A 22,648-nucleotide genomic window follows, 5' to 3' on the forward strand; every position below is an offset into this window, starting at 1 on the left:
CCCCACACGCAGCCCCATCGCAGCCTTTGTGGCTGTGTTTGTGCTGGCAGCAGCCTGCGCTGGTGCTCTGATCTGGACGCTGGAACGCCAGGAACGTGCGCAGCAGCGCACCCAAGCCGCCGATGTGGCGGGCGATCATGTCCAGGCCCTGCAGCGCGCCATCGAGTTGGCACTGTCGGCCAACAACACCCTGGTGGCGCTGGTGCGCCAGGGCCACGGGAACGTTCCCCAGTTCGAAGAAATCGGCGTGCAGATGCTGCCTTTCTACCCGGGCATCGCGGCCATGGGTCTGTCCCCGGGAGGGGTAGTGCAGCAGGTTGTTCCCCGTGCAGGCAACGAAAATTCGATTGGTTTTGACCAGCTCAACGACCCCCGCCAAGGGGCGGAGTCCGCGCGTGCCCGCGAGTCCGGCGTGTTGACGCTGGCGGGGCCCATGGAGCTGGTCCAGGGCGGCCTGGGCGTCGTGGGGCGCCAACCGGTGTACCTGGAAGATGACCTGGGGCGCAGGAGCTTCTGGGGTTTTACTTACGTCACCATCCGTCTGCCCGAGGTGCTGGCCACCGCCCGGTTGCCCCAGCTCAAGGAACGGGGTTTTCACTATCGATTGTGGCGTGTCCGCCCGGATAACAACCAGGAGCAGACCATCGCGACGTCTGACCCTCCGCCCACCGGTGACGCTGTTGGCCGGTCCCTGACCCTGCCCAATGGCCAGTGGACGCTCAGCCTGACACCCGCCAAGGGATGGGGCGCGCCAGATGTGCTGGCTCTGCGCTGTGCCTTGGGCTTGCTGTTTGCGTTGCTGATGGGCTACCTGGCGCGCTTGCTGGTCGAATTGAAGGTGCACGAGCGCGGTCTGGCGACACAGGTGGCCCAGCGGACCTCCGAGATCCAGGCCACACAGCAGCAGCTGCGCGCCACCATCGATGCAATTCCCGATCCGTTGTTTGAAATCGACCAGGACGGCCGCTATTGCAGCGTGCACAGCCCTCGTGCCGAGTTGCTCATGGGGCCTGCTGAGCAATTGATCGGCCGCAATGTCACCGAGGTGTTACCTGCCCTGGCTGCACTGACGGTGATGGATGTGCTCAATGAAGCGCAATCCCAGGGATGGTCCACTGGACGCCAGATCATGCTGGACCTGCCTGGCCTGGGGGCCACCTGGTTCGAACTTTCTGCGGCCCGCAAGGCGGGATCAGCGGGAGGAAAACCCAGGTTCATCGTGCTGTCCCGCGACATTTCAGAACGCAAGCGGTCGCAAGAACAACTGCAGTTGACGGCCCAGGTGTTTGACCAGAGCGGCGAGGCCATCGTGATTGCCGATGCGGCCCAGACCATCGTGCGCATCAACCGGGCATTCAGCCGCATCACCGGCTACTCCGAAGCGGAGGCCGTAGGTCAGTCGATGCGCCTGCTCACGGTGGCAGAGTCCACCCGAGACTTCGATGCCGACCTGGTGTACACCCATCTCACCAAAGAAGGGCACTGGGAAGGCGAAGCCTGGGGCCGCCGCAAGGACGGATCGACCTACCCCCAGTGGCTGTCCGTCAGCCGCGTGCGCGATGGCAATGGCAGCACCACCCACTCCATCACGCTGTTCCGCGACATCACCCTGCAACGCGAGGCTCAGGACCGCATCCAGCGCCTCGCGCATTTCGACCCCCTCACTGACCTGCCCAACCGTGCGCTCCTGGCAGAGCGCGCCCAACGCCACATCGAACAAGAGCAAGCGCGGGGCGGAACGCTGGCCTTGCTGTTCCTGGACCTGGACCACTTCAAGAACGTCAACGACTCGCTGGGGCACCGCATTGGCGACATCCTGCTGGTGGCAGTAGCGCGACGGCTGGAGTCCCTGCTGGGCACACAGGACACCGTATCGCGCCTGGGAGGGGATGAATTTTTGCTGCTGCTACCCGCTGCCTCGGCCCTGCAGGCGGCCGACGTAGCCAACCGTTTGCTGATGGCCGTGGCGCAGCCGTTTCAGGTGGAGCCTTACGAACTCACCACCACCCTGTCCGTAGGCATTGCCATGTATCCGGCGGACGGAGACTCATTCGACACCCTGTACCAGCGCGCTGATGCCGCCATGTACCGTGCCAAGCAAAGCGGGCGCAACCGCTTTGGCTTTTTCACCGCCGACCTGGAGGCGCGGACCGCCCGAGCCTTACAGATCGAAAACGCACTGCGCCGGGCACTGGAACGCAACCAGTTCGAGCTGCACTACCAACCCCAGGTGTCACTCACCACGCGCCAAGTAGTCGGTGCCGAGGCGCTGCTGCGCTGGAGCCACCCCGAGCTGGGCATGGTGTCCCCGGCGGAGTTCATCCCTGTGGCAGAAAGCAGCGGCATGATCGTCGCAATTGGCGAGTGGGTGCTGAACACTGCCGTGCATGACGCCAAGCGCTGGCTGGACCTTCAATTGCCACTGCGGGCTGTGTCAGTCAATCTGTCGGCGGTGCAGTTCCGTCACCCCCAGTTGCCCGAGATGGTGACACGCTGCCTGCAACAAGCCGGATTGCCTGCGCGTCGGCTGGAGCTGGAGCTGACCGAGGGGGCTGCGGTAGACGACCCCGCTGCTGCACTGGCCATGATGGACCAATTGCATGACCGGGGCGTCCGGCTGTCGATGGATGACTTTGGCACGGGATATTCGTCGTTGAGCTACCTCAAGCGCTTCCAGATCTATAAGCTCAAGATCGACCAGTCGTTTGTGCGCGACCTGGACGACGACGCCAATGACCGGGCCATTGTCAGCGCCATCATCCGCATGGCGCAGGCCTTGGGCATGCAGACGACCGCCGAGGGGGTGGAGACCGATGGCCAGCTGGAGTTTCTGCGCGCGCAGGGCTGCGACGAAGGCCAGGGTTACCTGTTCAGCCGCCCCCTGGCAGCCGATGCCTTTGAGGCCTATCTGCGGGAACACTTGGGACGCTAAAAAAGCCGGGCAACGTGTCTCTGCACCCTCTCGCGCCAGAGCTCTTAGCGACTGCACTTGCATCAGCCGTACGGCAGAACCTGCAGCGCTGTACCTGAGGCATACCCTCAAACGGCTTGTAAGCTGCCGCTGCTACACTTTGGCACACTTTTCTGAGGCCGTCTGGCCCTGCCGCCTGTTCTGGTCTTATGTATTCGCTGTTCAGCACTCCGCCCTCGCAGCGCGCCGGAGTGCCCCCTGACACCCCCCTGCAACGCACCTTGCGTGAACAACAAACCCTCCTGGACAGCGCGGGAGTGGGTATCGTGTTCCTGCGCCAGCGCAGCGTGGTGCGCTGCAACCAGCGGTATGCCGAAATTTTCGGCTATGCCAGCCCCGCCCACTTGGTAGGGCTCAACACCGAAGCCTTCTATCCAGACCGGGATGCATTCCGGGACCTCGGGCGCACGGCTTATCCCGCGCTGGCCCAGGGGCAGTCATTCCGGATTGAACGCCAGTTGCGTCGTCAGGACGGCACACTGTTCTGGGGCAGCCTCACGGGGCGCCTGATCAATCCGCACGACACCGGAGAAGGCTCGATCTGGATCGTGGACGACATCGATGAGCAAAAGCGTGCCCACGCCGCGCTGAATGCCGCTGTGCGGGAAAAGCAGTTGCTGTTTGACAGCGCGATGGTCGGCATCGTCTTTCTGCGAGACCGGCATCTGACCCGCTGCAACCACCATTTTGAGCAGATGCTGGGCTTCGAGCCGGGCGAACTCATGGGCAGCTCGTCGCGTCGCTGGTACGCCAGCGATGCTGCCTGGCAAGAAGTGGGCGACCGCTGCTACCCCTCGCTGGTGGCCGGACAGTCGTACGAGGGCGAGGTGGAGCTATGCCGCAAGGACGGCACCCCTGTGATTTGCGAAGTACGCAGCAAATGCATCGATCCCGCCGACCCTGCCCAGGGGACCATCTGGATCACCATGGACATCACCGACCGCAAACGCGCGCAGGCGGTGCTGGCCCAGGCCCATGAGGAGCTGGAGCGGCAGGTGCAAGACCGCACGCGCGAGCTGCGCGAGACAGTGGAAAACCTGCACCGTGAAATCAATGACCGCAAGGCCGACCAAGAGCGCATTTACTGGTTGGCCCACTACGATGCGTTGACCGGTCTGCCCAACCGTGCTCTGCTGGCAGAACGTGCGCAGCAGGCCATTCGGGTGGCGCAGGAGAACCAGACGCCGCTGGCCGTCATCTTCCTGGATCTGGATCACTTCAAGCATGTGAACGACTCTCTGGGCCACCGGGTGGGCGATGTGCTGCTGGTCGAAATTGCCAAGCGCCTGCGTGCGGTGGTGCGCGACAAGGACACGGTGTCGCGCCTGGGAGGGGATGAGTTCATCCTGCTTCTGCCAGGCGCCGACGCGCGGGGTGCAGCCAGGGTCGCCAGCAAGTTGCAGGAGGCATCCCGTCAGCCGTACCAGATCGATCACCACGAGCTGACCATGGCCCCGTCGATGGGCATTGCGCTGTTCCCCCAGGACGGACACGATTTCGATACTTTGACCCAGTCGGCAGACGTGGCCATGTACCGCGCCAAGCTGGACGGACGCAACACCTTTCGCTTCTTTACCCCCGAGATGCAGGCCCAGTCGGTACGGGCCCTGCAGCTCGAAAACGCATTGCGCCGTGCGCTGGAGCGCGAACAGTTCCACCTGCACTACCAGCCACAGATGAACCTGGCCACGGGTACTGTGCGCAGTGTGGAAGCCCTGCTGCGCTGGCAACACCCCCAGCTCGGTGCGATTTCTCCGGGAGAGTTCATCCCCATCGCCGAAGACAGCGGCCAGATTCTGCAGATCGGCGAGTGGGTGCTGCGCACAGCGCTGGCCCAGCTCAAGGCATGGCGCAGCTGCGGGTTTCCCGAACTCACAATGGCAGTGAACCTGTCAGCCATTCAATTTCGCCAGCCACAGCTGCCAGAGCTGGTGAGCCGGGTGCTCGCGGAGTTTGACCTGCCCCCCGATTCGCTGGAACTGGAGCTGACGGAGGGGGTGGCAGTGGACGACCCCCATGCGGCGGTGGCCACTATGGACCAGTTGCATGCTCGTGGAGTGCGGATGTCGATGGACGACTTCGGCACGGGCTATTCGTCACTCAGCCAGCTCAAGCGGTTCCAGATATTCAAGCTCAAGATCGATCAATCCTTTGTGCGCGACCTGGGCAACGACAGCAACGACCGCGCCATCGTCAGCGCCATCATCCGCATGGCGCAGGCGCTGGGCATGCGTACTACCGCAGAAGGTGTGGAAACCGAGGGGCAACTGGCCTTTTTGCACGAACAAGGTTGCGACGAAGCGCAGGGCTACCACTTCAGCACGCCACTGCCTGCGGAGCAGCTGGAACGCTTCATGCGGCAACACACACCAGCACACTGAGCGGACTCAAGACCCCTTCCAGCGCGACGGACGCTGCTGCGCTCCGCCGATAGACCAAGACCTCAACCCGCGCGGGCTGCGTCGGCCAGGCGCTGAGCGCAAGAGCTGGCCAACTGCGCGTCGCGCGCCTCCACCATCACACGCAGCAGAGGCTCGGTCCCACTGGCGCGGATCAGTACGCGGCCCGAGGAGCCCAACTGCTGCTCCACCGCCTGCGTGGCCTCTGCCAGTAAACGGTTGGCCTTCCAGTCCTGCCCTGGCGCCAGTCGGACGTTGAGCAAGACCTGCGGGTAGAGCGTAATGCCTGCCAGCAGCTGCGCCAGCGTGCGGCCACTGCGCACACAAGCCTGCAGCACCTGCAGGGCACTGACCAAACCGTCGCCGGTGGTGTGTCGGTCCAGGGCCAGCAGATGCCCGGACCCCTCCCCGCCCAACACCCAGTGGTGGCGCGCCAGTTCTTCCAGTACGTACCGATCACCGACCTTGGCGCGTACAAACTTCACTCCCTTGGCTAGTAGCGCCACCTCTACCGCCATGTTGGTCATCAGCGTACCCACCACGCCAGGCACGTGCTCGTCACGGCCCATGCGGTCTGCGGCCATCAGGTACAGCAGCTCGTCACCGTTGTACAGCCGCCCAGTGGCGTCCACAATCTGCAGCCGGTCTGCATCCCCATCCAGGGCAATGCCATAGTCGGCACGGTTCGCGCGCACAGCGCGCACCAACGCGTCGGGGTGTGTCGCACCGACCTCGTGGTTGATGTTGAGGCCATCGGGTGCGCAGCCAATCGACAGCACTTCCGCACCCAGCTCGTGGAATACCTTGGGCGCCACCTGATAGGCGGCTCCGTGGGCAGCATCCACCACAATCTTCAGGCCCTTGAGCGTCAGGTCCTGGGGAAACGTGCTCTTGCAAAACTCGATGTAGCGCCCGGCCGCATCATCCAGGCGCCGGGCCTTGCCCAGGCTGGCCGAATCGACCCAGACGGGTGGTTCGGCCAGTGCGGCTTCCACCGCCAGCTCCCAGGCGTCCGACAGCTTGGTGCCTTGCGCGCTGAAGAACTTGATGCCGTTGTCAGGGTAGGCGTTATGGCTGGCGCTGATGACCACGCCCAGACTGGCGCGCTGGGCGCGGGTCAGGTAAGCCACGCCTGGCGTGGGCAACGGCCCCAGCAGCACTACATCCACCCCTGCCGAGTTGAAGCCAGACTCCAGCGCGCTTTCAAGCATGTAGCCAGAGATGCGGGTGTCCTTGCCGATCAACACTGTGGGCCGCTCTTCCGTGCGGCGTAACACGCGACCCACAGCATGGGCAAGGCGCAGCACAAAATCCGGTGTGATGGGCGGCTGCCCCACTGTGCCGCGAATGCCGTCGGTTCCAAAGTATTGGCGTGTCATGTTCTGGCGTCTCCTCGTACGGATCTCAGTATGTTGTTGTCAAAGGCGAGGACCTAGCGCCCCACTACCTGCTCTCGAATCACTGGCCCCTCAGCCAGATCGCTGCATCGCAGACCACACTGCCAGTGCCGCCACCGTCTCGCGTACATCGTGCACACGCACTACCGACGCGCCCCGATCCACCGCGAGCAAGGCGGCGGCCACACTGGGTACCATGCGTTGGCTCACCTCCAGCCCTGTGATCGTGCCCAGCGATGACTTGCGCGACCATCCCGCCAGCAGCGGGTAGCCAGCGGCCAATAGCTCGGACTGTCGTGCCAGCAACGCAAAGTTCTGTTCCACCGTTTTGCCGAAACCAATGCCCGCATCCAGCAGGATACGAGCCTTTTCGACCCCAAGCGCTAGTAGATTATGCGCCTGCAGCTGCAAAAATGATAGCACCTGAGGCACCACATCCCCCCCCATGGGCGCCTGTTGCATGGTCTGCGGGTCGCGGTGCATATGCATCAGGCACACACCACACTGCGGGTGCGCAGCCACCGCTGCCGCAGCTCCTGGCTGCCGCAGGGCCCAGATGTCGTTGACGATGTCAGCCCCCAGATCCAGCACAGCGCGCATGACCTCCGGCTTGTAGGTGTCCACTGAAATCGGGACACCCAGCGCCACAGCCTCACGCACCAAGGGAACGACACGAGACAGCTCCTCATCCAGCGGCACAGCAGGGCTGCCCGGGCGGGTGGACTCACCACCGATATCCAAAATATCTGCGCCCTCTTTCAACAGCTGTTCGCAATGCCGTAGCGCAGCAGCCGTGGAGCCATGGCGCCCACCATCGGAGAAAGAATCAGGAGTGACGTTGACGATGCCCATGACCTGGGGACGGACCAAGTCAATTGCGAAGCGAGAGGTTTGCCAGATCATGCCGATCACACCCGTGCAGATTTCGAAATAGCGGCTCGACAAAGCATTCCGCAAGAAAAAACGATGGTCCCCATGAAAAACGGGGCACAAGGCCCCGTTCAAACGGCTGGACCGCGAGCCCGGTCAGGCTGCCGTCGGTGCAGTATCCGTGGCTACAGCTGGAGTGCCGCCACTGGAGTTATCACCACCAGAGGGAGGGGTGCGTGGCGTCCAGTCCTTGGGAGGACGAGGCTCCTTGCCCGCCATGATGTCGTCCAACTGTTCGGTATCGATGGTTTCCCATTCGAGCAAGGCCTTGGCCATGGCGTGCATCTTGTCACTGTTCTCTTCGATCAGGCGGCGGGCGAGGTTGTACTGCTCGTCGATGATGCGGCGCACTTCCATGTCCACCTTTTCCATGGTCTGTTCGCTCATGGTGGTGGTCTTGGTGACCGAGCGGCCCAGGAACACTTCGCCTTCGTTCTCGGCGTAAACCATCGGCCCCAGGGCATCGGTCATGCCGTAGCGCGTGACCATGTCGCGGGCGATGTGGGTCGCGCGCTCGAAGTCGTTGCTGGCGCCGGTGGTCATCTGGTTCATGAACACTTCTTCGGCAATGCGGCCACCGAACAGCATGCTAATCTGGTTGAGCATGTATTCGCGGTCATAGCTGTAACGGTCCTGCGCGGGCAGGCTCATCGTCACGCCCAGAGCACGGCCGCGGGGAATGATGGTGACCTTGTGCACGGGGTCGCACTTGGGCAGCAACTTGCCGATCAGCGCATGGCCTGACTCGTGGTAAGCCGTGTTGCGGCGTTCTTCCTCGGGCATGACCATACTCTTGCGCTCGGGGCCCATGAGGATCTTGTCCTTGGCCTTCTCGAAGTCCTGCATCTCCACGGTGCGCGCATTGCGGCGGGCAGCCATCAGGGCGGCTTCATTACACAGATTGGCCAAGTCGGCACCACTCATGCCGGGGGTACCACGGGCGATGATGCCAGGCGCCACATCCTGACCAATCGGGATCTTGCGCATGTGCACGTTCAGGATCTGCTCGCGGCCACGGATGTCGGGCAGCGTCACATACACCTGGCGGTCAAAACGGCCAGGACGCAGCAGGGCGGCGTCCAGAATGTCAGGGCGGTTGGTGGCGGCCACCACGATGACGCCCAGGTTGGTTTCAAAGCCGTCCATCTCGACCAGCATCTGGTTCAAGGTCTGCTCGCGCTCGTCGTTGCCACCGCCCAGGCCAGCGCCACGCTGGCGGCCCACCGCGTCGATTTCATCGATGAAGATGATGCAGGGAGCGTTCTTCTTGGCGTTGTCGAACATGTCGCGCACGCGCGCCGCGCCCACGCCAACGAACATTTCCACGAAGTCGGAGCCGGAGATGCTGAAAAACGGCACCTTGGCTTCGCCCGCGATGGACTTGGCCAGCAGGGTCTTGCCAGTACCGGGAGGCCCCACCAGCAGCAGGCCACGGGGAATACGGCCGCCGAGCTTCTGGAACTTTTGCGGGTCTTTGAGGAAGTCCACCACTTCCTTGACTTCTTCCTTGGCCTCGTCGCAACCGGCCACGTCAGCGAAAGTGACTTGGTTGTTGTTCTCGTCCAGCATGCGCGCCTTGCTCTTGCCAAAGCTGAAGGCGCCGCCCTTGCCACCGCCTTGCATCTGGCGCATGAAGTACACCCACACGCCGATCAGCAGCAACATGGGGCCCCAACTGACAAGGAGGGTCATGAGCAAGGAGCCTTCCTCACGAGGCTTCACGTCAAACTTGACGTTGTGATTCAGCAGGTCACCCACCAGACCACGGTCCAGCACCGAAGCGTTTGTGCGGATCTTGCGATCATCGGTGGTAACAGCAACAATCTCGCCACCACTCAGCCCTTCGGGAATGGTGGCGCTTTTGATGCGGTTGTTGCGGACTTCGTCCAGAAACTCGGAATACCCGACGTGGCCTGCACTGGCGCCGCTGCGAGTGTCAAACTGCTTGAACACCGTGAACAGCACCATGGCAATGACCAGCCATACGGCAATTTTTGAAAACCACTGATTGTTCAAGCGGGGCTCCAGTTGCAGGGAACAGAAAACGGACACACTGCCGTCATGGCACGCATGTGCGGCCCATTTTAGGTCTTTCAAGCCACGGGACCAGCTCTATTCCCCCTCACGCCCATGGAATCAGCGCGGGCTTTGCAGCCAAAGTTCACGGATTCTTGATCTGAGGCAAGCCTAGACAGGCTGCTTTTTCAGCCCCATGCCCACCAGGAAGGTTTCTGACGACTTGTCGCGCGACGCCTTGGGTTTCAAGGGTTTGACGACCTTGAAGGTCTGCTTGAACAGGGTGACCAGATCGCTGTATCCGCTGCCATGGAACAGCTTGACCACCAGGGCGCCTTCCGGTTTCAAATGGTTGCACGCAAAATCCACAGCCAACTCCACCAAATGCGCAATCCGTGCTGCATCGGCCGACTCGATGCCCGACAGGTTGGGCGCCATGTCAGACACCACCACGTCCACAACCCGGCCGTCGAGCGCCCGCTCCAGGCGCTCCAGCACCTCGGGCTCGCGAAAGTCTCCGTTCAAGTAGGTGACGCCTTCAATAGGGTCCATGGGCAGAATGTCCAGCGCAATGATCACCCCGTTGAGCTGCCCCGCTGCGGCGCCCGCGGGCGACATGCGCCTGCGCAGATACTGGCTCCACGCCCCCGGTGTGGAGCCCAGGTCGACCACCGTATAACCAGGCTTGATGAGGCCCAGTTGCTCGTCAATCTCCTTGAGCTTGTAGGCGGCACGGGCGCGGTAACCCTCCTTCTGTGCCAATTTGACATAGGTGTCGTTCACGTGGTCGTTGAGCCACGCCTTGTTCACCTTCTTGCTCTGGGTTTTGACTTTCATATGGCGGTATTGTCTCTCGACAATCGCTGTAGCTGGTGACTTGAAAGCCTTGCCGCACTTGGGAGGTGGAGTCACCCCACCACGGGCCGCAGACATAATACGGGTATGCCCCAAATTCAACTGACTCCTGCCGAGCGCCGGGAACAACGCGCCAATGCCCACCACCTGGACCCCGTGGTCCTGATCGGCGGCGATGGCCTCACCCCTGCCGTGAAGAAGGAAATCGACGCCGCCCTTAACGCCCATGGCCTGATCAAGGTGCGTGTTTTCAACGACGACCGCGTGGCGCGCGAGCTGATGTACCAGGAGCTGACCGCCGAACTCAACGCTGCACCCATTCAGCACATCGGCAAACTGCTGGTGCTGTGGCGGCCCCAGCCTGTCAAAGAGCGAACCATCGACGAAGACCGGATGCCCGGCCCACGCGATGTCAAGGTGCTGAAGTACAGCAAACGGGGTGGTCAGCGCCCCGAGATCAAGCAGTTGCGTGTGCTCGGCAACCAGCGCCTCACGTCAGGCGGCCAGATCAAGCGCGCCAAGCCCAAGCAAAAATCCATCAAGAAGCGCCAGGCTGACTGATGACCGCTGAAGCAGCATCTGCAACCATTGCAGCACCTGCCGGCATGGCGCCGACGCGCCACATCCTCTGCATGAAATGGGGCACGAAATACGGCCCCGAATACGTCAACCGGCTGTACGCCATGGTGCGCCGGCATCTGAGCGGAGACTTCCGTTTTGTCTGCCTCACCGATGACAGCACCGGAATCCGTAGCGAAGTGCAATGCCTGCCCATTCCTGCACTGGATCTACCGCCCGGCATTCCCGAGCGGGGCTGGACCAAGCTGGCCACGTTCAGCGCAGACTTGAATGGCCTGCGGGGCACCGCCCTGTTTCTGGACGTGGACGTGGTCGTCACCGGCAGCCTGGATGATTTTTTCACCCAGCCCGGCGAATTCCTGATCATTCACGACTACAAACGCCCATGGCGCATCACGGGAAACTCGTCGGTCTACCGCTTCGAGCTTGGCGCCCATCCTGATGTGCTGGCGTATTTTCGCGAACACTTCGCGGAGATCCGCGCACAGTTTCGCAACGAACAGGCCTACCTGTCCGACTTCTTGCACAAGCAGGGCAAGCTGCAATACTGGCCCGCTGCATGGTGCCCCAGTTTCAAGTACCACGGTATACCGCCGTGGCCCACCAATTACTGGCGCGCTCCGTTTGTGCCCGACGGCGCACGCATCGTGATTTTTCACGGGGAATGCAATCCCCCGGATGCGCTGGCGGGGAGGCGCAACCGCCGCTTCCGCTACATCCGTCCAGCTACCTGGGTGGCGGAACACTGGCACGAATAGGCGCGGCGGCGGGCAGGCTTGTCCTCAAAAGAAAAGTCCACGCCGCAGTAGGTCTGTCAGCGAGTCGCTTGCCTGACCGTCAATCGCTGGCGGACCGCTCTTCCACTGCCGTGTGCGCTCCTGGCCGAAGCGTTTGCCAGAACACTGCCAAGGCGCAGCCCCATTGCACCGCGTACATCACTGTCCCCACGCTGTGCCACAGACGCAAGTCCTGCCGGGCCACAATGCGGGGCGCCACACCAAACTGGTTGAGCAACGCCAGCAGCAGGCCGCCCAGAACGAACAGCATGGCAGCGCGTGCCCACGGATATTGGGTCACCCCGTGCCGAGGTCTGGACAGGAGCAGCAGCACCACACAGCACACCACAGCCACCCAAGTTTGCGCCGCAAACAGCCGGGCCGCCATCTGTCCCGCCAGGGAAGGGGATGGCAGAGAGGCGAACAACAGCGGCACCACCAGAAAGCCGATGGTGGTGAGACTGCCCCACCACAAGGCCGCCACCAGAGCGGGAAGTCGCGGGCGCATGCCCAGCCACATGGCAGCCATCACACCATCACTGGTAGCTGACCGCCACCACTTCATAGCGGCGGATGCCACCGGGGGCCTGCACCTCAGCGGTGTCGCCCTCCTCCTTGCCAATGAGGGCACGCGCGATGGGGCTGGAAATATTGATCAGGCCTCGCTTGAGGTCCGCCTCGTCTTCCCCGACGATCTGGTATTTCACCGTGTCGCCCGACTCTTCGTCCTCCAGCTCGACCGTGGCACCAAACACCACCTTGCCGCCACCATCCACCGCGCTGGGGTCGATGACCTGGGCCACCGAGAGCTTGCCCTCGATCTCCTGAATGCGGCCTTCGATAAAGCCCTGGCGGTCCTTGGCTGCGTCGTAATCGGCGTTTTCACTCAGGTCGCCCTGCGCACGCGCTTCGGCAATGGCCGAGATCACAGCGGGACGCTCGACGGTCTTGAGTCGGTGCAGCTCTTCCTTGAGCATTTCGGCGCCGCGCTTGGTAATTGGAATGGTGGCCATGAGATTGAGTCTCCACAAGTCAAAACGGTGAAAGTGCAATGCACTTCCACCGATCTGTCGCCACACTGCGCCCCGCAAAACACTGGCGGGTGCACATGGCACATCTACAAAAGGAAACCGCCGCACGTTGCCGCGCGGCGGTGTTAGTTCGGCTGCAATTATGCCGTGTTTGCGGTGGCAAAAGCCACCGCAAAAACCCGGTCAGGCAGCCAGTTGAGCGTGCAGTTCCTGCACGGAATACACGTCGAGTTTGTCCAGGTACTTCATGCCCTCGACGGCCGCCTCGGCACCAAAGATGGTGGTGAAGGTGGTCACGCGGGCCAGCAGCGACGAGGTGCGGATCGCGCGAGAGTCTGCAATCGCATTGCGGCGCTCTTCCACTGTGTTGATGACCATGACAATCTCATTGTTCTTGATCATGTCCACGATGTGCGGACGGCCTTCCGTGACCTTGTTAACTACCACCACCGGGACGCCCGCCTCGGCGATGGCCGCAGCGGTGCCCTTGGTCGCCACCAGGTCGAAGCCGAGCGCCACCAGCTGGCGAGCAATGTCCACCGCGCGGGGCTTGTCGTTGTTCTTCACGGTAAGGAACACCTTGCCCGACGTCGGCAGCTTCGTACCCGCGCCCAGTTGGCTCTTCACGAAGGCTTCGCCGAAGGTCTTGCCCACGCCCATCACTTCGCCGGTGGACTTCATCTCGGGGCCGAGAATGGTGTCCACGCCCGGGAACTTGACGAAGGGGAACACGGCTTCCTTCACGCTGAAGTAAGGCGGTGTCACTTCCTTGGTGATGCCCTGCGAAGCCAGCGACTGGCCCGCCATGCAGCGCGCTGCGACCTTGGCCAGCTGGATGCCGGTGGCCTTGGAGACAAACGGCACCGTGCGCGAGGCGCGGGGGTTCACTTCCAGCACGTAGATCACGTCCTTGCCATCCACTTCCTGGATGGCGAACTGCACGTTCATCAGGCCCACCACGTTCAGGCCTTCGGCCATGGCAGCAGACTGGCGCTTGAGCTCGTCCACCGTGGCTTGCTTGAGGTAGTACGGCGGCAGCGAGCAGGCCGAGTCGCCCGAGTGCACACCGGCTTGTTCGATGTGCTCCATCACGCCACCGATGAAGGTCTTGCCTTCGGGGTCGCGCAGGCAATCCACATCGCACTCGATGGCGTCGTTCAGGAAGCGGTCAAGCAGCACGGGCGAGTCGTTGCTCACCTTGACGGCCTCGCGCATGTAGCGCTCCAGGTCTCGCTGCTCGTGCACGATTTCCATCGCGCGGCCGCCCAGCACGTAGCTAGGACGCACCACCAGGGGGTAACCCAGCGTGGCGGCCTTTTCCAAAGCCTCGGCTTCGGTACGCGCCGTGGCATTGGGCGGCTGGCGCAGGCCCAGGTCGCCCAGCAGCTTCTGGAAACGCTCGCGGTCTTCGGCTGCGTCGATCATGTCGGGGCTAGTGCCGATGATCGGCACGCCTTCGGCTTCCAGGCCCAGTGCCAGCTTGAGCGGCGTCTGGCCGCCGTACTGCACGATCACACCGTGTGGCTTTTCCTTGTCCACGATCTCGAGCACGTCTTCCAGCGTCAGCGGCTCGAAGTACAGGCGGTCGGAGGTGTCGTAGTCGGTCGAAACCGTTTCAGGGTTGCAGTTGACCATGATGGTTTCGTAGCCATCCTCGCGCATGGCCAGTGCGGCATGCACGCAGCAGTAGTCGAACTCGATGCCCTGGCCGATGCGGTTCGGGCCACCGCCCAGCACCATGATCTTTTTCTTGTCCGTCGGCGCAGCTTCGCACTCTTCCTCGTAGGTCGAATACATGTAGGCCGTGTTGGTGGCGAACTCGGCAGCGCAGGTGTCCACGCGCTTGTACACGGGGCGAACGTTCAGCGCGCGGCGTGCTTCGCGCACCGATTTCTCGGTGGTCTTGAGCAGCTTGGCCAGGCGGCGGTCGGAGAAGCCCTTCTTCTTGAGCGTGCGCAGCGTGTCGGCATCCAACGTAGCCAATGCCGCATCGCCCTTGTCGGCGGCGAGCTGGTCGAGTTCGAGTTCGATCTTCACGATCTCTTCGATCTGCACCAGGAACCACTTGTCGATCTTGGTGAGGTCGTACACCTCGTCCACCGACAGGCCCATTGCAAACGCGTCGCCCACGTACCAGATGCGCTCGGGACCGGGCTCGCCCAGTTCCTTTTCGAGCACTTCGCGGTCCTGGGTCTTTTCGTTCATGCCGTCCACGCCCACTTCCAGGCCACGCAAGGCTTTCTGGAAGGACTCCTGGAAGGTGCGGCCCATGGCCATGACCTCGCCCACGGACTTCATCTGGGTGGTCAGGCGGCTGTCGGCAGTCGGGAATTTCTCGAACGCAAAACGTGGGATCTTGGTGACCACGTAGTCGATCGAAGGCTCGAACGAAGCGGGCGTGGCGCCGCCTGTGATTTCGTTCTTGAGCTCATCGAGCGTATAGCCCACGGCCAGCTTGGCGGCGACCTTGGCAATCGGGAAGCCCGTGGCCTTGGAGGCCAGCGCCGACGAACGCGACACGCGCGGGTTCATCTCGATGACGATCATGCGGCCGTCCTTCGGGTTGACCGAGAACTGCACGTTCGAGCCGCCCGTGTCCACGCCGATCTCGCGCAGCACCGCGAGCGACGCGTTGCGCATGATCTGGTATTCCTTGTCGGTCAGCGTCTGCGCAGGGGCCACCGTGATCGAGTCCCCTGTGTGCACCCCCATGGGGTCCAGGTTCTCGATGGAGCAGATGATGATGCAGTTGTCCGCCTTGTCGCGGACCACTTCCATCTCGTACTCCTTCCAGCCGAGCAGCGACTCTTCAATCAGCAACTCGTTGGTGGGCGAGGCTTCCAGGCCGCGCTTGCAGATGGTCTCGAACTCTTCGGGGTTGTAGGCAATGCCGCCGCCGGTACCGCCCAGCGTGAAACTGGGGCGGATCACGGTGGGGAAACCCACGGTCTTTTGCACGGCCCAGGCTTCGTCCATGCTGTGGGCGATGCCGGAGCGCGCGGAGCCCAGACCGATCTTGGTCATGGCGTCCTTGAACTTCAGGCGGTCTTCGGCCTTGTCAATGGCTTCGGGTGTGGCACCGATCAACTCGACCTTGTACTTGTCGAGCACGCCGTTGCGCCACAGGTCCAGCGCGCAGTTCAGCGCAGTCTGGCCGCCCATGGTGGGCAGGATGGCGTCGGGGCGTTCCTTGGCGATGATCTTCTCGACCGTCTGCCAGGTGATGGGCTCGATGTAGGTGACGTCGGCGGTGGCCGGGTCGGTCATGATCGTCGCAGGGTTGCTGTTGATCAGGATGACCTTGTAGCCTTCTTCGCGCAGGGCCTTGCAGGCCTGCACGCCGGAGTAGTCGAACTCGCAGGCCTGGCCGATGATGATCGGGCCGGCGCCAATGATGAGGATCGATTTGAGGTCTGTGCGCTTTGGCATTATTTCTTCTCCATCAGCGCGGTGAAGCGGTCAAACAGGTAGGCGATGTCGTGCGGGCCGGGCGATGCCTCGGGGTGGCCCTGGAAGCAGAACGCAGGCTTGTCGGTGCGCTCCAGCCCTTGCAGCGTGCCGTCGAACAGGCTGATGTGCGTGGGGCGCAACGTGGCGGGCAGCGAGGCCATGTCCACGGCAAAGCCGTGGTTCTGGCTGGTGATGCTCACGCGGCCGTTGTCCAGGTCCTTCACCGGGTGGTTGGCACCATGGTGGCTGTTGTCCATCTTGAAGGTCTTGGCGCCGCTGGCCAGTGCCATGATCTGGTGGCCCAGACAGATGCCGAAGGTGGGCACGCCTGCATCAACGATCTGGCGGGTGGCGTCGATGGCGTAGTCGCAGGGCTCTGGGTCGCCAGGGCCGTTGGACAGGAACACACCATCCGGCTTCATGGCCAGCACATCGGCCGCGGGCGTCTTGGCGGGCACCACGGTGAGCTTGCAGCCACGTTCGGCCAGCATGCGCAGGATGTTCTTCTTGACGCCGAAGTCGTACGCCACCACGTGGAAGCGCGGCGCAGCCTGTGTGCCATAGCCTGCACCCAGCTTCCACTCGGTCTGGTCCCAGGTGTAGGTCGATGGGGTGGTCACCACCTGGGCGAGGTCCAGGCCCTTCATGCTGGGCGCGGCCTTGGCAGCCGCCAGGGCTTCGTCGATGCGCGCCTGCGTCACAGCCTCACCAGCCGCCAGGCCCAGGATGGCGCCGTTCTGCGCACCCTTGTCGCGCAGCAGGCGGGTGAGTTTGCGGGTGTCGATGTTGGCAATGGCCACCGTCTTCTCGCGCACGAGGTACTGCGAAAGCGTTTCGGTGGATCGGAAGTTGCTGGCCAGAAGGGGCAGGTCTTTGATGATCAGACCTGCAGCATGGACCTTATCGGCTTCGATGTCTTCCGCATTGACGCCGTAATTGCCGATGTGCGGATACGTCAGGGTGACGATCTGCTGGCAGTAGCTGGGGTCGGTGAGGATTTCCTGGTAGCCGGTGATGGCGGTGTTGAACACCACTTCACCGACCGTGGTGCCGGTGGCACCGATCGAGTTACCGATAAAGACCGTGCCGTCTGCGAGCGCCAGGATGGCGGGCGGGAAGTTTCCCTTGAGAGACAAAAGCACTGGGTTCTCCGGATGGTTACGGTCGCCCGGCGCCTGCAGACCACTCGCACACTAGAAGCGCGATGGTGCCAATGGCTGCTCTCAGATGGGTTGTTGCTTTGGGTGCGGTCGGGCGACGCTGTTGCGAGAAAAGCTCCCGATTATACCCTCCGTCGCTGACACCTCCGCAATGCACGCCTTGCATAACCCTGATACCAGCGTCTATGACCTGCGAGCCCCAAGCTCGCCTTGGACGCCCATAGCACCGCTGCGGGCACAGACAGCGTCAGCGCCCTGCTCCGCTCGCGTGCAGGCAGATGGCCGCAGCAGCCGCCACATTCAGCGATTCCTCGCCACCGGGTTGGGCAATGCGGATGCGCAAAGAAGCCCTATCTTCCAGGGCCGGGCTGACGCCCTGCCCTTCGTGGCCCATCACCCAGGCGCAGGGCCAGGGCAAGGCGGCGCGGTGCAGGAAGTCGCCCGCGTGCGAGCTGGTGACCAGCAGCGGCACCTGCAGGGCGGCGAGGTCGTCCAGCGCCAGCCCCTCGATCAGGTCGAGTGCGAAATGCGCCCCCATGCCCGCCCGCAAGACCTTGGGCGACCACAACGCGGCACTGCCCTTGATGGCGGCCACCTGGCGAAACCCGAACGCCGAGGCGCTGCGCAGGATGGAACCCACATTGCCCGCGTCCTGCACCCTGTCCAGCACCACGGTGGGCGCATTGGGCTGGAGTGAAGCCGGTGCGGGCAAGTCCAGGATAAAGCCCATCGAGGCGGGCGACTCCAGCCCGCTCACGTCCGCAAACAGTGCATCGGCAAGGACTATGAATTTTGTAGCTGCGCCAGCATATTCCACCTGCGCCTGCGGCCAAAAGGACTCCGAAAACACCGCCACCGATGCCCGCAGCCCCCGTGCGAGCGCAGCGCGGCACAAATGATCGCCTTCAAGCCAGACACGGCCCTGCTTGCGGTACGCCGTCGTATCCTGGGCCAAACGGCGCAAATCCTTGACGAAGGTGTTATCGCGGGAATGGATGGCGGTCACGGACGAGGAGGTCATGGCAAATTTTCAGCGCCCGGTCAGGATCCGGCGCGCAGGTTCTGGGCCACCGGCGCAAACGAGCGCCGGTGGTAAATGCAGGCACCGTGTTCGCGCAAGGCGGCCATGTGCACGGCCGTACCGTACCCCTTGTGGCCGGCAAAGCCGTACTGCGGAAACTCGTCATGCACCTGCGCGCACCAGCGGTCGCGGTGCACCTTGGCAAGGATGGAGGCCGCCGAGATGGCTGGCACCAGCGCATCGCCCTTGACGATGGCCTCCGCAGGAACGTCCAGCACGGGCAGCCGGTTGCCGTCCACCAGCACCATGGCCGGTTTGAGCCGCAGCCCCATGACGGCACGGCGCATGGCCAGCAGCGTGGCCTGCAGGATGTTGAGCTGGTCAATCTCTTCCACGCTGGCCTCGGCAATGCTGCAGCACAGGGCCTTGGCGCGGATCTCGTCGTAGAGCTTCTCGCGCCGCGCGGTCGTGAGTTTCTTGGAGTCGGCCAAGCCCGCAATCGGATGCAGGTCGTCCAGGATCACAGCCGCTGCCACCACGGGCCCGGCCAGGGGGCCACGGCCAGCCTCATCCACGCCAGCCACGAGGCCGGGCGGGTGCCAGGGCAGGCAGGCCTGCTCAGGCAGTGGGAGCGAGGATTTTCTGGATCGCATCGGCAGCCAGTTGGGGGGTGTTGCGCAGCAGGCTCTCGTGCAGCGCCGTAAAGCGCTGCTCCAGGGCTGCAATTTTTGGGGGATCTTGGCGCTTTGCGTCCAGCCAGTCCAGCGTGGCTGCGCAAAGCGCCTGGGGCGTGGCGGCGTCCTGGATCAGCTCGGGCACCACAAACTCGCAGCACAGGATGTTGGGCAGGCCCACCCAGGGTTGCAACTGCTTGCGGCGCATGAGCCACCAGCTGAGCGGGTGCATGTGGTAGCCGATGACCATGGGCCGCTTGAAGAGCGCGGCCTCCAGCGTCGCGGTGCCGCTGGCAATCAACGTGGCATCACACGCTGCGAGCACCGTGTGCGACTGGCCCGTGGTGATTTGCAAGGCATCGCCCAGACCGCACGCGCGCGCCAACTGCTCGATGCGATCACGCAGTGCGGGCACTGCAGGCACTATCAATTTAATAGCTGGTCGCGCTTTAAGTACTAGCGCTGCAGCCTCAAAGAATGGCTGGGCAATGTACTGGATCTCGGAGGAGCGGCTCCCTGGCAGGATGGCCAGGACTTCGTCCTCATCCTTCAGACCCAATTGCGCACGCGCGGCTGCACGGTCCGGCACCATGGGAATCACGCCCGCCAGCGGGTGACCTACGTAGGTGGCGGCAATGCCGTGCTGCGCGAGCAGCTCTGGCTCAAACGGGAAGATGCACAGCACATGGTCCGCGCTGCGGCGGATCTTGTCGACGCGATTCGCACGCCAGGCCCAGATGGACGGGCACACAAAATGCACGGTCTTGATGCCGGCAGCGCGTAAATCGGCCTCCAGGCCCAGGTTGAAATCGGGCGCATCCACACCGATGAACACGTCGGGGCGGTCCTTGAGCAGGCGCTCGCGCAGTTGTTTGCGAATGCCCAGCAGCTCGCGCAGCCGGCGCAGCACCTCCATGCTGTAGCCGTGCACCGCCAGCTTGTCGCTGGGCCACCAGGCAGTAAAACCGCGGCGCGCCATCTGCGGCCCGCCAATGCCGCAGGATTGCAGCCCGGGCCAATGCGCCTGCATGCCATCGATGAGCAAGCCCGCCAGCAAGTCGCCCGACGTCTCGCCCGCCACCATGGCGACGCGGGGGGAATCTGCCATCGCCCAGCCCTCAGCGCGCAATGCCGCGCGTGGCGTCGGCCAGGAACCGCTCCATCATCGCCGCATCGTCACCGGCCTGTGGTGCGGACTGCGCCAACTCTGCAATGGCGGCACGCGCGGCCTCCAGCGTCAGGCCCTGCCGATAAATCAGCTTGTGCATCTGCTTGACCGCGGCAATGCGCTCGGCCGAAAAGCCACGGCGGCGCAGCCCCACCACGTTGTAACCGCGCACGGCCAGGGGATTGCCATCCACCAGCATGAAAGGCGGCACGTCCTGCGACACCGCACTGGCAAAGCCCACCATGGCGTGCGCACCAATCTTGACGAACTGGTGGATGCCCGTGAGTCCGCCCACCGTCACCCAGTCGCCCAGGTGCACATGCCCTGCCAGCGTGGTGTTGTTCGCCAGCGTGGTGTGGTTGCCCACATGGCAATCGTGCGCAATGTGGGTGTACGCCATGATCCAGTTGTCATGGCCCACGGTGGTGATGCCGCCGGCCTGGGGCACGCCCAGGTTCAGCGTGCAGAACTCGCGGATGGTGTTGCGGTCACCGATGACCAGCTCGGTCGGCTCGCCTGCGTACTTCTTGTCCTGCGGGATGGCGCCGATGGAGTTGAACTGGAAAATGCGGTTGTCAGCGCCAATCGTGGTGCGCCCATCGATCACGCAGTGCGCGCCAACTGTGGTGCCCGCGCCGATCGACACATGCTCGCCAATGACCGCGTAGGGCCCCACCGTGACCGTAGGGTCCAGGCGGGCGCCGTTCGCAACGATGGCTGTGGGGTGGATATTGCTCACGATCCAACAGGCCTGAACCGGTCAACCGACGTTGCGCATGGTGCACATGAGTTCGGCCTCGCAGGCCACCTCTTCGCCCACGCTCGCAACGCCCTTGAACTTCCAGATGCCACCGCGCACGCGGTCGATGGTGATGGTCAGGATCAACTGGTCGCCGGGCTCCACAGGGCGCTTGAACCGCGCGCCATCGATACCGACAAAGTAGTAAATGTTGTTCTCATCGGGCACCTTGCCCATGGCATCGAACGCCAGCAGGCCCGCAGCTTGGGCCAGTGCTTCCAGGATCAACACACCCGGCATCACCGGACGGCCAGGGAAATGCCCCATGAAATAGGGCTCGTTGAACGTGACGTTCTTGATGGCCTTGATGCGGGTGTTGCTCTCTAACTCGATCACCTTGTCCACCAGCAAAAACGGGTAGCGGTGGGGCAGTTGTTTGAGAATTGCGTGAATATCCATCATCGAGTTGTTCTTCCGTTCATGCTGCCTTGAGGGCCAGCTCCAGCGCCTTGATGCGCTCGCGCAGGCTGTGCAATTGTTTGAGTGTGGCAGCGTTTTTTTCCCAGCGCGCATTGTCGTCGATGGGGAACATGCCGGTGTACTGGCCAGGCCGTGTGAGAGATCGGGTGACCACCGTCGCGGCCGAGATGTGCACGTTGTCAGCCAGCTCCAGGTGCCCCAACACGATGGCACCACCGCCCACCGTGCAATGCGCCCCGATGGTGGCGCTGCCCGCCACGCCTACACACCCAGCCATGGCCGAGTGCTTGCCGATGCGCACGTTGTGCCCGATCTGGATCAGGTTGTCGAGCTTCACGCCGTCTTCGATCACCGTGTCCTGCAGCGCACCCCGGTCGATGCAGGTGTTGGCGCCAATCTCGACGTCATCTCCAATGCGCACGGCACCCAGTTGCTCGATCTTGACCCACTGCCCGTTTTCCGGCGCAAAACCGAAACCATCAGCGCCAATGACCACGCCCGCATGGACGATGCAACGCGCGCCGATGCTGCAGCCCTCGCCCACGGTGACGCGCGACTTGAGCACGGTATCTGCGCCCACCGAGGCCCCCCGTTCGATCACGCACAGAGGACCGATGGTGGCCGAGGGGTGGACCTGCGCCGAGGGATCAACCACTGCGCTGGAGTGCACACCGGACGTCCGCGCGGGTGTATTGCGCTGGCGCCACAACTGGGTGGCACGGGCAAAGTACACATACGGGTTGTCGGCCACGATGCATGCGCCGCGCGCCAATGCGGTATCGCGCATGGCAGGCGCCACAATGACACAGGCCGCCCGGGAGGCGGCCAGTTGCTGTTGGTAGCGGGGATTGCTCAGGAAACTGAGGTCTCCCGGACCCGCAACCTCCAGTGGCGCAATGCGGGCGATGACGGTTTCCCGCGCACCTCCTTCCAGCGAACCACCGAGCGCATCAACAATGTGCCCGAGAAGCAAGCTGCTCACGCGCCACCTGTCTTGCGCAG

18 protein-coding genes are annotated in these 22,648 nt (G+C 63.2%); 4 read left to right on the forward strand and 14 right to left on the reverse strand.

Annotated features, from left to right (window positions below; all coding sequences use genetic code 11):
- Positions 1-16 precede the first annotated feature (16 nt).
- Together AC07X4_RS16785 and AC07X4_RS16790 are read left to right on the forward strand one after the other, a co-directional pair.
- A complete protein-coding gene (locus AC07X4_RS16785; protein WP_494740719.1) occupies positions 17-2,932 on the forward strand; it encodes a bifunctional diguanylate cyclase/phosphodiesterase in 2,916 nt (971 codons plus the stop codon).
- A 188-nt stretch (positions 2,933-3,120) separates the two neighbouring features.
- Positions 3,121-5,352 carry a sensor domain-containing protein gene (locus tag AC07X4_RS16790; protein WP_121943257.1) on the forward strand — a complete coding sequence of 744 codons (2,232 nt, stop codon included), beginning with the start codon at positions 3,121-3,123 and terminating at the stop codon, positions 5,350-5,352.
- Positions 5,353-5,414: 62 nt separating this feature from the next.
- On the opposite strand, the gene glmM is transcribed toward AC07X4_RS16790, so the two are convergent.
- The 4 genes from glmM to AC07X4_RS16810 all read right to left on the reverse strand — a co-directional run bounded on the left by glmM (position 5,415) and on the right by AC07X4_RS16810 (position 10,550).
- Positions 5,415-6,749 (reverse strand): phosphoglucosamine mutase, encoded by a 1,335-nt coding sequence (gene glmM / locus AC07X4_RS16795; RefSeq protein WP_116749507.1) that lies wholly within the window; start codon positions 6,747-6,749, stop codon positions 5,415-5,417.
- 90 nt (positions 6,750-6,839) lie between these two features.
- Positions 6,840-7,670, reverse strand: coding sequence for a dihydropteroate synthase (gene folP, locus AC07X4_RS16800; protein WP_494740708.1), 831 nt, complete (start codon positions 7,668-7,670; stop codon positions 6,840-6,842).
- A 123-nt stretch (positions 7,671-7,793) separates the two neighbouring features.
- Positions 7,794-9,713: an ATP-dependent zinc metalloprotease FtsH gene (gene ftsH / locus AC07X4_RS16805; RefSeq protein ID WP_056067227.1), complete on the reverse strand. Its 1,920-nt coding sequence runs from the start codon at positions 9,711-9,713 to the stop codon at positions 7,794-7,796.
- Positions 9,714-9,884: 171 nt separating this feature from the next.
- Entirely contained in the window at positions 9,885-10,550 is a 666-nt protein-coding gene (locus AC07X4_RS16810; RefSeq protein WP_056743603.1) for an RlmE family RNA methyltransferase, read from the reverse strand.
- Between the two features lie 105 nt (positions 10,551-10,655).
- On the opposite strand from AC07X4_RS16810, the gene AC07X4_RS16815 reads away from it, so the two are divergent.
- A complete protein-coding gene (locus AC07X4_RS16815) occupies positions 10,656-11,129 on the forward strand; it encodes a YhbY family RNA-binding protein (RefSeq protein WP_056067223.1) in 474 nt (157 codons plus the stop codon).
- A 44-nt stretch (positions 11,130-11,173) separates the two neighbouring features.
- A complete protein-coding gene (locus AC07X4_RS16820; RefSeq protein WP_494740720.1) occupies positions 11,174-11,905 on the forward strand; it encodes a glycosyltransferase in 732 nt (243 codons plus the stop codon).
- Positions 11,906-11,984: 79 nt separating this feature from the next.
- On the opposite strand, the gene AC07X4_RS16825 is transcribed toward AC07X4_RS16820, so the two are convergent.
- The 10 genes from AC07X4_RS16825 to lpxD form a co-directional block, all read right to left on the reverse strand.
- Complete coding sequence (locus tag AC07X4_RS16825) at positions 11,985-12,431, reverse strand: DUF4149 domain-containing protein (protein WP_099732064.1); 447 nt, start codon at positions 12,429-12,431, stop codon at positions 11,985-11,987.
- 28 nt (positions 12,432-12,459) lie between these two features.
- Positions 12,460-12,936, reverse strand: coding sequence for a transcription elongation factor GreA (gene greA / locus AC07X4_RS16830; RefSeq protein ID WP_056067220.1), 477 nt, complete (start codon positions 12,934-12,936; stop codon positions 12,460-12,462).
- Positions 12,937-13,137: 201 nt separating this feature from the next.
- Entirely contained in the window at positions 13,138-16,383 is a 3,246-nt protein-coding gene (carB, locus tag AC07X4_RS16835) for a carbamoyl-phosphate synthase large subunit (protein WP_116749504.1), read from the reverse strand.
- Positions 16,383-17,546 carry a glutamine-hydrolyzing carbamoyl-phosphate synthase small subunit gene (carA, locus tag AC07X4_RS16840; protein WP_494740709.1) on the reverse strand — a complete coding sequence of 388 codons (1,164 nt, stop codon included), beginning with the start codon at positions 17,544-17,546 and terminating at the stop codon, positions 16,383-16,385. Before carA ends, carB begins: the two co-directional genes overlap by 1 nt.
- 265 nt (positions 17,547-17,811) lie before the next feature.
- Entirely contained in the window at positions 17,812-18,585 is a 774-nt protein-coding gene (locus tag AC07X4_RS16845) for a TrmH family RNA methyltransferase (protein ID WP_494740710.1), read from the reverse strand.
- Positions 18,586-18,605: 20 nt separating this feature from the next.
- Positions 18,606-19,238 carry a ribonuclease HII gene (gene rnhB / locus AC07X4_RS16850; protein ID WP_494740711.1) on the reverse strand — a complete coding sequence of 211 codons (633 nt, stop codon included), beginning with the start codon at positions 19,236-19,238 and terminating at the stop codon, positions 18,606-18,608.
- Positions 19,204-20,367: a lipid-A-disaccharide synthase gene (gene lpxB / locus AC07X4_RS16855; RefSeq protein ID WP_494740712.1), complete on the reverse strand. Its 1,164-nt coding sequence runs from the start codon at positions 20,365-20,367 to the stop codon at positions 19,204-19,206. Before lpxB ends, rnhB begins: the two co-directional genes overlap by 35 nt.
- A gap of 10 nt (positions 20,368-20,377) precedes the next feature.
- Positions 20,378-21,166, reverse strand: coding sequence for an acyl-ACP--UDP-N-acetylglucosamine O-acyltransferase (gene lpxA / locus AC07X4_RS16860; RefSeq protein WP_494740713.1), 789 nt, complete (start codon positions 21,164-21,166; stop codon positions 20,378-20,380).
- Positions 21,167-21,187: 21 nt separating this feature from the next.
- The gene (fabZ, locus tag AC07X4_RS16865; RefSeq protein ID WP_056067207.1) at positions 21,188-21,628 is read right to left on the reverse strand and encodes a 3-hydroxyacyl-ACP dehydratase FabZ; all 441 of its coding nucleotides are present in this window, start codon (positions 21,626-21,628) and stop codon (positions 21,188-21,190) included.
- Between the two features lie 16 nt (positions 21,629-21,644).
- Positions 21,645-22,628, reverse strand: a complete 984-nt coding sequence (gene lpxD, locus AC07X4_RS16870; RefSeq protein ID WP_056743618.1) for a UDP-3-O-(3-hydroxymyristoyl)glucosamine N-acyltransferase — start codon at positions 22,626-22,628, stop codon at positions 21,645-21,647.
- Positions 22,629-22,648 lie beyond the last annotated feature (20 nt).

This window comes from Acidovorax sp. GW460-11-11-14-LB4 (genome assembly GCF_059423685.1).